Source organism: Paenibacillus sp. NPDC057886 (assembly GCF_042796655.1).
Taxonomy (GTDB): Bacteria; Bacillota; Bacilli; order Paenibacillales; family Paenibacillaceae; genus Paenibacillus.
The window spans coordinates 624,992-636,794 of the sequence record NZ_JBHVMZ010000002.1; the positions used below are offsets into that span (position 1 = coordinate 624,992).

The following is an 11,803-nucleotide window of genomic DNA, read 5'->3' on the forward strand; positions in this document are numbered from 1 at the left end:
CTATAGCCCCAGCAGCTCACGTTTGGAAGCTTCCGGGTCATGAACCAACTCCACTTCATGATTGAAAATCAGCGTAGCGCGATCATCTTCGTAGGCAGGCCAGTTCACACCCGCCGTTTCAGGCTTGCCACTCTTGGCAAACGAAGTCCATGCATCCTGCACCTTACCCGCCAGTTCTGCTGCTGCGGCATCCGGTTCGGCATTCATAAACTTCAATACAGGCAACGTATTAAAAGCGAAGAAAATATCAATACTATGGATTGATTTATGCAGCAGTGGATGCTCCGGCATTACCCAATCAAACCGATACATCCATACAGGTGCATGCTTCTGCTGAGCAGCCGCATATTGTACAGCCGAGCGCCAGAAGAACAGATCCGTCATCACTTGGGCTTGACCATCTGCAGTTTTGGGATAACTGTCCGCAATTGCAGCCCGATTCTCCAGATCAGGTGTCATGAAATCAACAGCCTTCACCATGTTGATCTCTTCGGAGTAAGGCACCTGAGGCTGAATGAACAACGATCCTTCATGCAAAGTGGTTCCGATCAGTACAGGGATATCCTGTGCCGCTCCCTCTTCAACCGCCTGGAGAGGCGATTTCGGAAGTGTATCTCCATCCAGTACGGGCTGGAACAACAGGGCCATGCCTGCACCGCTTTGTTGTTTGACCGTCTCGCCAGCAGCGATGATTTGCTCCACTGGAATGGTTTTGAGTTTATGCAGGTCATCTGGTGTTACACCCAGAACCTTCAACATGCCATCACGGATGGCTGAAGCCTGCTCTGCTGGCACGACTTGTGAGGCTCCACTTTGCATGATGGCACGGTGGAACAATCCTTTGGCTGCTGGCATCGCCATCAAAGCCGCAATACTCATGCTGCCCGCAGATTCTCCGAATACAGTAACGTTATGCGAATCACCGCCAAAAGCCTTGATGTTGTCCTGCACCCATTGCAATGCAGCAATCTGATCCAGTAAACCCACATTGGATGCAAAATCTTCTCCAAGCGGAGCCAGATGCAGGAACCCTAGCGGCCCCAGGCGGTAGTTAATTGTCACGACGATAACGTCTCCCCGGAGGACAAGTTGTGTTCCATCGTACATGGGCTGGCTGCCAGCGCCTGAAACGAATGATCCACCATGAATCCATACCATCACGGGACGTGCATCATGGCTTTCTTTTTCAGGTGCCCAGATATTCAGGTAAAGACTATCTTCCGATTCCACCGGAGGCTGTCCGGATATGCCCTCGGCTTGAGGATTTCTTGGCTGTATATTTTCAGGGCCGAATTGCTTTGCCTCTCTGACTCCATCCCACGACTCAGGTGGAGCCGGAGTCTGAAAGCGTAATTCACCCACGGGTGGTTTTGCATAGGGAATGCCTTTCCATACACTCGCTCCATGCAGAAGCTCTCCTTGAACCGTGCCATATCTTGTGTTCACTTGAAGTTCCCTCATGCACATATACATCCTCTCTACTGATCGATAGTTCCAGCTTACGACTGGTGTTGCTCAGATCCGGGTGTAACTTTGGGCTGACGAAATTCTGTCTAAAAATTTATTAAATAACGTACACAAGGTACCTTGCACTGCTTCAACGCAATTTTGTACGTACTGACAGGCGCGTTTCCACTTATTTGAGTATAAATCCCAGTTGGTCCCATTTACAAGTTTGCTCAAAATCAACCGCCATCGCTACGTTTCACGTGGAACTTTTACAGTAATAATAAAGACTCCGCTGCAACTAACGAGCGAAGTCTTCTATTCCTGCCCTGCATATTTCATCAATTTCCCCGATGTATGATTAATTACCGCCGTTTACTTTTACCGGATAATGAACCGTATATTCCGCGCCTTCAATCCAGCTACCCTTCACATGATCACGCCCCTTAACGACAACGCGGTCACGGTATACATCCACATGTAAACTCTCACTTCCCTCCAGATGCTCATCCTCATCCGTCCAGAGATAAGCTACAGAGGAAGCATTAAACATCGTTGGCATCTGTCCGCTACCTTCGTACATGGTGCGCTGAGCCTGCAATTGCCAATGGGTATGCCCAGAGAAGAGGATGACCTGCGGATAACGACTTAGAACAGCCTTTAATGCTGCGTCCTGATTCACGCCATACCAACCCTGTTCCTTCATGGAACCCGCGACTGTATCCATCAGTGGTTGATGTAGAAAGACGAAAGTCGGCTGCTCAGGCAAAGCTTGCTCAGACAGTTTCGTTTCCAGCCATTGCAGTTGTTCAGTAGACATATGACAATCTTTCGGATGAGGCTGCTCCGTACCCAGGAAGATATAATGATAACCGTTGATCCAGTAGTCGTGGTACGATCCGTTCATACCTGTGATTGCTGTAAAATCGTTCAACCGCTTCTGCCATAACTCTTCAATTGAGATAGATTCCTGCGATTTTTCAATATCATGAGCCTCGATTTGGCCCATATCCCCTGAATGCCCGAGCACCTCACCCACCTCTTGCTGGGTCATTGTAGTCAAGTCCAGCGGCGGATCTCCCCATAAAATGGCTCCGATATCATGATTACCTACGGTGTAACGCAGTTGAGGCAGTGAATCGCCTTGAGCCTCCAATATACGTTGCAACTCTTGGTATTCCTGCGGCAGTCCACGATCGGTCACATCGCCCACATGCATAATTCCGCTGCTGCCATGGCTATACGTTGCGATGTCTTCCAGCGCTTTCTCCAGATGACGGTTATGGATATGATCAGCCTGCTCTCTGACATGAGTGTCAGTGATGACCTGGAAGCTGATTATCGGTTCTTCGTATTTATTTTCATTTCCCATCAGGAATCACTCCATTTCAGTCCAATAATGCCAATCAGAATAAAACCCATCCAGACGATCGACATCGCCTTCAGACGTTCTCCCAGAAAGTAATGTCCCACGATCCCAATCAATGTAATACCTACGCCCGACCAGATGGCATAAGCAACCCCCAGCGGCATATACTTCACAGCAAAATTCAACAGGGTAAAGCTTGCTCCATAACAGGCAAACATAAGAATGGAAGGCCATAAGCGGGTAAAACCATCCGATACCCTCATTAGAATGGTACCGCTCAGCTCCAATCCAATCGCCAGGGCAAGCAGTATCCATCCGGTATATGAATGACTCGTCATCGGTTTACCTCAACTTCCAGCAATTCATCAAACGAACGAACCGTAAGATCGGCAAGCTTGATATGAGCAGGTTCACCCACAGCAATCTTCCAGGCAGCTCCCGCAGCACGAGCCATCTCCATATCACCATCCGTATCGCCAATCACGACAACTCTTGCAGTAGGTACACCCAGACGCTCACACGCCAGCAACAACATGTCAGGAAACGGTTTTCCCCGTCCAACCTGATCTGTTCCTACAACTACGGAGAAAAAGGATTCAATACCCATCCACTTCAAATGACTTAGGGCATTTTCTGTCTCATCCGCTGTGACGACGCCCATTTTCAGTCCCTTGCTACGACACTGCTCAAGAAAGGCAAGGGCGCCTGGGAGGGGCTGAGCAGGGCGTTCCCTATTCATCGCGTATTCTGCCTGTAGCAAACATTCCCTCACGATAATTTTCGCTTCCGCCCAGCTCAATCCTGCACGATAGCCATGCCAAGTTAATACGGCGTAGACTTCCTCCATCGTTCCCATGGCAAGGGGTCCTCGCACATCATAGCCGTTCATGCGTCCCTGCTCATCATGGAATGTTCCCCATATATGAGGAATCTCTGCTGCATTGAACTGAAGGCCACGGGCAGCAAGCTCTTCCCGGAAGTTCTCCATCATACGATCGGTCCAGAAGCCCCACATGGCTGTAAAATCAAGCAATGTCCCATCCTTGTCAAATAAAATAGCCTCAATTGGGGTCGAAAGGCTCCCCAGCGTTAATTCGGGCATCGGTTACGCTCCTTGTCTGCTGAATTACTAAGTCAGAAAAGCGGTACATGACTGCACCGCTCCTCCAAGTTAAGCTTGTTTCCTTGTTATTTCACGCGATCCAATTCTTTTTGAGCCTTTTCTTTGGCTTCTTTCAACGCTTGTGCCGCTGGAATGTTATTAATCTGTACCTGATCCGCTGCATCCTTCAGCGCATCATTGATTTTGCCTCCGGTCGGGTCCTGGAACGGAGCCGAAGCATGGGAAGCCTGCAGCAGTGGAACCTTGATTTGCGGGTTCTCTTCACTGAACGTTTTGAAAGCAGGATCTTCTTGAGCAGATTGACGAACTGCAATGTAACCTGTGTTCATGGACCAAGCTGCTGTATTCGCTGTTTCCGAGAAATACGTCAGCCATTTATAGGCTGCTTGCTGCTGTTCCGGACTTGCTTCAGCCGGGATGCCTGCCATGATTGCACTCGCTACAGGTTTGCCTTGGCCTACACCTTCCCAGCCTGGTTGTTCCATGGCTGCAACGATGCTGAAATCGAGATCTCCCTGGTCACCGCTGGAACCGGTGTATCCGGCTGCTTTATTTTTCATGACATCATCAATGGTTTTATACCAGTACTCCCAGCCTTGGCCGCCAAAATGAATACCCATGGTCTTGTCCTCATTAATCCATTTGCGGAACAGTTCCCACGTCTCTACCCATTCCGGTGAATCAATCGTTACGGTCTTGCCGTCATCACTCAGAATCTTCCCGCCTTTACCAAGCACGGCGTCGATCATGTTATCGCTACCCCACATCGGCTCCCAGCCATAGAAGGTTGTCTTGCCATTCTCCTGTTTGCTCATCTTCGCTGCCGCTTTAGCAAGTGCCTCCCACGTGGTCAACGTGGCAGGATCGATATTATTCTCTTTCAGCGCATCCATACGGTAATACATGATCTGAGTTGTTCCGTACATTGGTAAGAAATACTGCTTGCCGTCTACTTTTCCCTGCTCCAGGAAGGTCTGCACGTAATCTTCCTTGTTAAAGCTCTGATCGGCAGCGATCAGCTCATCGAGAGGTGCATAGTACCCTTTGCGCGCCCAATCGATATTGGAGCTTAGTACAGCGGCGGGTACTTTTTTTGAAGCAATGGCTGCCTGCAGCTTCTGTTCGGTCTCCGTGTAATCGGCTTGTACAATACCTTTCACAACAACTTCACTCTGGGATGCATTGAAGGCATCAATCGTCTTCTTCATGTTATCTCCCAGGTTACCACCCAGACCATACCAGAACTCAATCTCTACCGGACTACTAGATACAGAATCAGTTCCATTCGCAGTAGCTGCATCTGAACCCGTGCCTGTGCCGCTATCGGCTGAGGAACCACACGCGGTGATCAGGGCAAAACTCGCAGCCAGTACCAGCGACATGCCCCCTCTCCACCTGAGCTTTAATTTGTTCCGCCATTTCATACTCGTTTGACCCAATTTCATTTTGATTCCTCCTATATAAAGTATGTTGTGAAAATCAGTTCTTGTTCACGCCGGCAGTAATATTCACACTCTGCATGATAGTTTTCTGGGTAAACAGGAAAAGGATCAGCAGCGGTGCGATGGTAAAGGCACTGGCCGCCATGATCTGTGGCCATGCCAGACCGTAGGCTCCACCTTCCACGAAAAAGCTGCGCAGACCTGCGGATACCAATTGCAAATTTGGGTCTTTGGTGATAAGCATCGGCCAGAAATAGTTGTTGTACTGGTCAATAAATGTAATCAACACCATTACGGCAAACGATGAACGAACCAGCGGCGTCATAATGGTCCACAGAATGCGGAAGTGTGACGCTCCATCCAACTGCCCGGCTTCCACCAATTCGTGAGACACCTGCATGAACGCCTGACGGATCAGGAAGATGGAGAACACACTGACACAGTTGGACACAATCAGTCCGGTATAAGAATCCAGTAATTTAAGTTCACTGAGCACCAAATAACTGGGCAGATAAACGGCGGTACTCGGAATCATGTAACCCACCAGAATGAGTCCGGTGAGCACCCCTTTCATACGAAAACGCATATGGGTGAGTGCATAGGCCATCATGCTGGAGTTGACGACCTGGATCAGACAGATCGCTGCCGCTACCCCTGTACTGTTCAGAATGTAACGGGCAAATGGAGCAGACTGCCACGCATCCACATAATTGTTCCAACGGAACGTTTCGGGCCAGAAGGTTGGCGGGAACTGCCAAATCTCATCATTCGTCTTGAAACCGCTAATGACCATCCAGTAGAACGGAAATGCCATCGTCAGACTCACCAGAGCAAGCAGCAGATAACGAAGTGCGGTAGCAAATCCTTTTCCTGCACGAGGAACCTTCCGTTTCTGCACTTCCTCACGACTATTATCTTTTCTTGTTTGTTTGCTTATAGTGGTCATATTCATCAGTAGTGCACCAGGCGTCGGCCGAGCAGGAAGGATACTCCTGACAGCAGAACGCAGATCAGAATAATAACGACGGCGATGGAAGAAGCCTCTCCCACATTGAAGGACTCAAATGCAGATTGATAATACATATAAAGCAAGGTCCTTGTTGATCCCGCCGGTCCCCCTTGCGTCATCACGTTGATCTGGTCATAAGCCTGAAGCGATTGGATCGTCAGGATGATGGACAGGAAGAACGTGGTGGGTGAGATCAACGGCAATGTAATGCTTCGGAACTTGTCCCAGCTGCCTGCTCCATCAATCGATGCCGCTTCTAACAAATCGGATGGCAGGTTACGTAATGCAACAAGGTAGAACACCATGGACCAGCCAATCGATTTCCACAACGTAACGATGAGAACAGCTACCAGTGCCCAGTTCTGATCTTTCAGCCAGCCGATCGGGGATATACCAACCCAGCCAAGCAACAGGTTGGCCAGTCCCACTTCAGGTTCGAAAATCCATGACCACGCAATAGAGACTGCGACAGTCGGGGTCACCCAGGGGGAGAACAGCAGTGTTCGGAACAGGCCGGAGGATTTAATCTTGCTGTTCATGAGCATGGCCAGCGCCAATCCACCCACAATCGTAGGTACTACACTTCCAAGACCGAACAACAGCGTAACTTTTAATGAACGGTAGAATTCAGAATTGGTTAGCAGATAACTGTAGTTATCCAAACCGACGAATAATTTGTCAGGACTCATGAAGTCCCAATCCGTAAAACTCAGATATACAATGTATCCCAAGGGCCCCAGCCAGAAAATGAGTAATGGGATAAGGGCAGGAAGGGTGAAGAGAACCGCCTCTGTCTCCCTCCATAATTTCACACGCAATTCGCACACTCCTAATCGTCCAAATTTTATTTTATTCCTTTAAAAATCAATCCTTCAAACACCCTTTATTCTCTTCTGTACAAAAATGATTGTATAATACATTTGAAAAAACTAATTCCGGGTTATGTTAAAATAACGCGAGGTCATGTAAAATATGAAAAGGAAACAGGGAGTCCCATCCATATACTAGAGGTGAGATTGTGGGAAAAGAAGCTGCCGAGGACCAGAACCATTCGTCATTGTCCTATCGGCCCGAGCTGAGGGAGAAAGTCATTGGCGCAATTGCCAATACCATGGATCTATACGGAGTCAATCATTCATTTGGTCAACTGTATGGCATTATGTATTTCGAAGATCGCCCGATGACACTGGAAGAGATGAAAACGTCCATGAACATGAGCAAAAGTAATATGAGTTATGCTGTACGTTCTCTTACCGAATCTCAGATGATCTATAAATTGGAGGAAAAGCGGGAACGTCAGGATCAGTATGTGGCGGAAACCAACTTTTTCCGCACGTTTCAGAACTTCTTCGGGGCCAAGCTTCAACGGGAAATCGACGTGATGCAGGAAAGCCTCCGGGAGGTCATTCCGCAGTTATCGGAGATTATTCTCGCAAGAACAACTCCGCCGGAGGAACGAGAAGATGCTTTGCGGGATTTGCATAAACTTCAGCATGCCGAGCAGTATTATGAGTGGTTGCAGGGATTTGTAGACCAACTGCGGGATGGTGTTTTTTACAAAGACGCTCCACATGAAAGTGATTAATATACGCCTTATTATGAATATTCGTTAAACTAAAAAAATGCCAGTTCAGCGAGCGTCGATGTGTCGCAAGACTTGTTCTGGCTTTAGATGATCAAAAGGGGAGCCCCGCCATGTTTTCATGGTTGGGGCTCCCCTTTTATTGTTAGAGATAATGTTATCTTATTTCTGTGCCGCAGCCTCAATGTCTGCATAAGCCCAATGTGTTGCAGGTACGTCTGTAAAAGATGGCGTAGTTACGATTGTTGCCGGAGTCCGTTTGAACAGTACATTTAATACTTTCACGGCTTCAGCACGAGTCAGTTTGCTGTCCGGTTTAAACGTACCATCGTTATAGCCGGTCATCAGGCCAGCCGATTGTACATAGGTAATCGCATCGGAAGCCCAAAGGTCAGCGGACACATCTGTGAATCCAGCACCATCCGTTGCTTGTGATGTGCTGCTTGTCGCGTCTGTGCTTTGTTGCTGCATCCAGCGATACGCAATGGTTGCCATTTGTGCACGGGTGATCGAACCCTCTGGTGCAAATTGAGCGGCGTTCATACCATTCATGATGCCTGCGGATTGCGCTTTTTGAATATCGCTTGCTGCCCAATGGGTAGCAGATACATCGCTGTAGTTTACAGAATTCGCAGATGCGGATCCCGCTTCATCAGACAGATTACGAACCAGCATTGCTGCCATTTGCGCACGGGTTACGAATGCATCCGGGTGGAAATCAGCACCGAAGCCGTTGATATACGGATTGTGAGAGCTTTGAGAAGCTTTCAGTCCATCCACCACAACGAGCGTGAACGTGCTGAATTTGTTAACTGTAAATTCAATGCCTTCACTGGAGTCGCTAAGCTTCACGAGCTTACCTTGAACCAGCTCTTTCGTGCCGTCACTATGTTCAATGTACACAGCCAGGTTATCCAAAGCTTGCTGGCGGGCAGCAGGATCAGTTGGCAGACTGTCACGCAGCGGCAACGTCAGTGTTACTTCATGGCTTTGCATATTCGTTTCAATCTCAACCGGACGAGCCAGCACTTTCACGTTTGAATTTGGAGTAATCTGTTGGATCAACTGCTCTTTCTTCGCACGTTCTTCCACTTCTTTACGCTCGGATTCCTTTTTCAACGGAACGACGCGGAAGTACAGATCCTGGTCAAATCCGGCAATCGACTTCGTTGGAACTGAGATAATGGCGTTCTCTGTGGAAATCTCAAGGTTAAGCCCACCATCATTCAGCTGTTTCACCGCTGCTTTTGGCAGTTCAATGCGTGTCTCAGACACAGCATCTTTGGCGTCAGGGATGACAATGCGTGCAGTGTTCATATTTAATTGCTTCGCTTTTTCCACCGATTCCTTGGCAATCGCCTCTGACATTTTCACGAGATCCTTGATCGTACCGTCGGCCTCGGTTGTACGTGTAATTGGCGTTTTGGTCAGGTTGGTGCCATTAGCTCCATTCACGTCCACAACGATTTGTTCCTGCTTGGTTGCTGGCGCAGGCGTTGAGGTTACCGGTGCAGTTGTGGACGATCCACCACCTGTGCTTCCACCCGGGTTTGGTGTTGAACCATTTCCATTATTGCTATCGCCATTTGCCGTGAAGACAATCTTCACCGCGCGTCCTGGCAATAAGTCACTGATCGCTTTATAACGAACCCATACCGTTTTGTCGCCACTAAAATCAAATTTCTGAATAGAGGCAACATCAATCCAGTTCAGTTTGCCATCAAAAGAGATCTCCATCGTGTCATCCAAGCCAGTTATGGTGTTGGTTATATCATTGCCCGTCACATTAGGAGCCGTGAAGAATTGGTTGATTACATATTGTAAATTTCCAACATCCTCGTAGCTTTCTTGTTCATTAAGTACCCATTCGGCCAGTTCTTTTCGGCCTTCTGGGCTGAGTTCAGCTCTTTTGGATAAATCAAGTGCACCTGTACGTCTAAATTTATAGTTATTGAAGAATGCTTCACCTGCAATCCATTCGTTCATAGCATTATCCAGCCATTGATCCATAAGTGGAATAGAAGTAGCATTCTCAAAGGAATCCAAAGGCATAGAGAAGAGATTCAGCACAATGTCTGGATTAACAATATCCCCTTTAAATGCTCCTTCCAATCTTTCAAAAGCCACTAAATGCAAGAATTTATAAGCCAAAACACCTTTATCTACTTGGCTACGGTCCAAATGTTGTTGCCCAATGCTGCGCAGCACATATGTCTGTTGGTCATTAAAATAATCTGGTCCATCCACCAACTGCTGTGCAAATAAATCTAGTTTGTTTTTAAGAACATCGAGTTCCTTCTGCCCCCAAATGGATTGCGCCAAAACTGCGAGTTCAATCATATATTGAACCTGATCTTTATTTTTATAATCATTCTTCACATAATCGATCAGGAATCCAGCAATGAATGTTCTCTCCTGCAATGATAAAGCACCGTACCCATTAGGTAGAGTAATACCCAGATCAGGATCTTCCATGGCCAGAATCATACTATTAATATCGCTGTTGCTCTTTGCAGCATTTACGGCAGCCAACGCATCAGTTTCATTACCAGGAAAAAATTTGTTAAATGCAGTCTGGATCGCTCCAAAACTTGCATATCCACCAATCGGTCTTTCAGTAAGCATATGATCAGCCAATTGCTCCTGCTGTTCTGGCGTCAGGTTATCCATTTTGCTTGTGTCCAAAGCGAAGCTCGTTATCGGGCTTTCTAGATACTCGCTATTGTAAGCCTGAGTATCCTCATAAATTTTATGGAATTTATCCAGTGACGTTAACATTTCCTCAGTCGTGTTTGCACGATTAATGAAAGGTGTTTTTTCCACAGCTGTGTCTATATATTTCAAAACACGTGAAATGGATGATTTTCTTTTCAGTCTCACTTCATATACATAAGCCGTTGTGCGTTTATCTACCTCGGAGGCAGTGCGATATGCAGCAATGAGTGGATAGAAATTATCTTCGGCACTTGGATAATTAAAATGATCTATTCTTTCTGCTTGCTTTGTATATAGGTCATCAAGTGCAGATACTGCATTTGGTCCCCTGATTTGCCGAGTCACTTCAAGGGCTTTCAGAGTTAATTGCACCAAAAACTCAACTTGCCCCTTGTTCTCGTATCCATCACTGGTTGGTGCCTCGATATCTAATAAGTATTGTGCAATAGCCTCCTGATCTCCTAGAGGCAAAGATTTAAAATCAGGCTCGGCTATGAGTTGCTTATTACCTAGCAACAAGATGGCTTCTTGGATAAAGTCATCGCTATTACCCCGGTCTGCATTCTTTTTGAGTTCGTTGAACTGATCCAGCTCACTCAGCTGCACTGTAAATTCAATAGATCGCATTTGATACGCAGCTTCCAAATATTTATCTTTAACTACTACATTGAAATAGTACGTATCGCCTTCGATTAGATCTGTAATTATTTTTGAATATGTACCATCTGTAGATTCTGAACCATTAATAGGATCACCGTAGGAATGTCCTGATGTTCCGCTGATTTGTTGCATATCTGCAAGATCAGGAGCATTGGATATGTAAACCTGGTAGTTTACATCAGGTGGTGTAGAAGATTCGGATCGTGCATACTCCCACTCTATTTCTATTGAGTTCTCGTCCACATACTTTATTGTTAATAGACCATTATTCCCTGGTACCGGATACGATGCTCCTGCACTTACCTTTCCTGCTGGTGCTGCCAACCAAGGAGCTACCAACACCAAAATGAGCAACACGCTAATTATTTTCCTGTATTGCATATATTCTTTCCTCCCTCATCTCGCTTCTCGAAATATAGGCCTATTGTATTACGCAACTCTGAACGGATTCTGAACA

General features: G+C 47.1%; 9 protein-coding genes. 1 reads left to right on the top strand and 8 read right to left on the bottom strand.

What is annotated here, in order from left to right; genetic code table 11:
• From ACFVQB_RS09870 to ACFVQB_RS09900, 7 genes are all read right to left on the bottom strand, one after another.
• Nucleotides 1-1,461, bottom strand: a complete 1,461-nt coding sequence (locus ACFVQB_RS09870) for a carboxylesterase/lipase family protein (protein WP_379437645.1) — start codon at nt 1,459-1,461, stop codon at nt 1-3.
• A 346-nt stretch (nt 1,462-1,807) separates the two neighbouring features.
• Entirely contained in the window at nt 1,808-2,818 is a 1,011-nt protein-coding gene (locus ACFVQB_RS09875; RefSeq protein WP_379437648.1) for a metallophosphoesterase family protein, read from the bottom strand.
• Entirely contained in the window at nt 2,818-3,153 is a 336-nt protein-coding gene (locus ACFVQB_RS09880) for a DMT family transporter (RefSeq protein WP_090902938.1), read from the bottom strand. Before ACFVQB_RS09880 ends, ACFVQB_RS09875 begins: the two co-directional genes overlap by 1 nt.
• Nucleotides 3,150-3,917, bottom strand: a complete 768-nt coding sequence (locus tag ACFVQB_RS09885) for an HAD family hydrolase (RefSeq protein ID WP_379437653.1) — start codon at nt 3,915-3,917, stop codon at nt 3,150-3,152. The genes ACFVQB_RS09880 and ACFVQB_RS09885 overlap by 4 nt, the downstream gene beginning before the upstream one ends.
• A gap of 86 nt (nt 3,918-4,003) precedes the next feature.
• Nucleotides 4,004-5,383, bottom strand: a complete 1,380-nt coding sequence (locus ACFVQB_RS09890) for an ABC transporter substrate-binding protein (protein ID WP_379437655.1) — start codon at nt 5,381-5,383, stop codon at nt 4,004-4,006.
• Between the two features lie 34 nt (nt 5,384-5,417).
• Nucleotides 5,418-6,332 (bottom strand): carbohydrate ABC transporter permease, encoded by a 915-nt coding sequence (locus ACFVQB_RS09895; protein WP_379437657.1) that lies wholly within the window; start codon nt 6,330-6,332, stop codon nt 5,418-5,420.
• Nucleotides 6,332-7,207 carry a carbohydrate ABC transporter permease gene (locus ACFVQB_RS09900; protein WP_063565861.1) on the bottom strand — a complete coding sequence of 292 codons (876 nt, stop codon included), beginning with the start codon at nt 7,205-7,207 and terminating at the stop codon, nt 6,332-6,334. The genes ACFVQB_RS09895 and ACFVQB_RS09900 overlap by 1 nt, the downstream gene beginning before the upstream one ends.
• A gap of 200 nt (nt 7,208-7,407) precedes the next feature.
• Here ACFVQB_RS09900 and ACFVQB_RS09905 point away from each other — a divergent pair, with 200 nt between their 5' ends.
• Nucleotides 7,408-7,974 carry a GbsR/MarR family transcriptional regulator gene (locus ACFVQB_RS09905; RefSeq protein WP_379437660.1) on the top strand — a complete coding sequence of 189 codons (567 nt, stop codon included), beginning with the start codon at nt 7,408-7,410 and terminating at the stop codon, nt 7,972-7,974.
• A 159-nt stretch (nt 7,975-8,133) separates the two neighbouring features.
• Here the strand turns inward: ACFVQB_RS09905 and ACFVQB_RS09910 are convergent, their stop codons facing one another.
• Nucleotides 8,134-11,727, bottom strand: coding sequence for an S-layer homology domain-containing protein (locus ACFVQB_RS09910; protein ID WP_379437662.1), 3,594 nt, complete (start codon nt 11,725-11,727; stop codon nt 8,134-8,136).
• Between the last annotated feature and the right edge of the window lie 76 nt (nt 11,728-11,803).

What these genes read in the sequence shown, in the direction of transcription:
- ACFVQB_RS09870 (WP_379437645.1), bottom strand. Translation starts at nt 1,461, where the DNA reads ATGAGGGAACTTCAAGTGAACACAAGATATGGCACGGTTCAAGGAGAG.
- ACFVQB_RS09875 (WP_379437648.1), bottom strand. Translation starts at nt 2,818, where the DNA reads ATGGGAAATGAAAATAAATACGAAGAACCGATAATCAGCTTCCAGGTC.
- ACFVQB_RS09880 (WP_090902938.1), bottom strand. Translation starts at nt 3,153, where the DNA reads ATGACGAGTCATTCATATACCGGATGGATACTGCTTGCCCTGGCGATT.
- ACFVQB_RS09885 (WP_379437653.1), bottom strand. Translation starts at nt 3,917, where the DNA reads ATGCCCGAATTAACGCTGGGGAGCCTTTCGACCCCAATTGAGGCTATT.
- ACFVQB_RS09890 (WP_379437655.1), bottom strand. Translation starts at nt 5,383, where the DNA reads ATGAAATTGGGTCAAACGAGTATGAAATGGCGGAACAAATTAAAGCTC.
- ACFVQB_RS09895 (WP_379437657.1), bottom strand. Translation starts at nt 6,332, where the DNA reads ATGAATATGACCACTATAAGCAAACAAACAAGAAAAGATAATAGTCGT.
- ACFVQB_RS09910 (WP_379437662.1), bottom strand. Translation starts at nt 11,727, where the DNA reads ATGCAATACAGGAAAATAATTAGCGTGTTGCTCATTTTGGTGTTGGTA.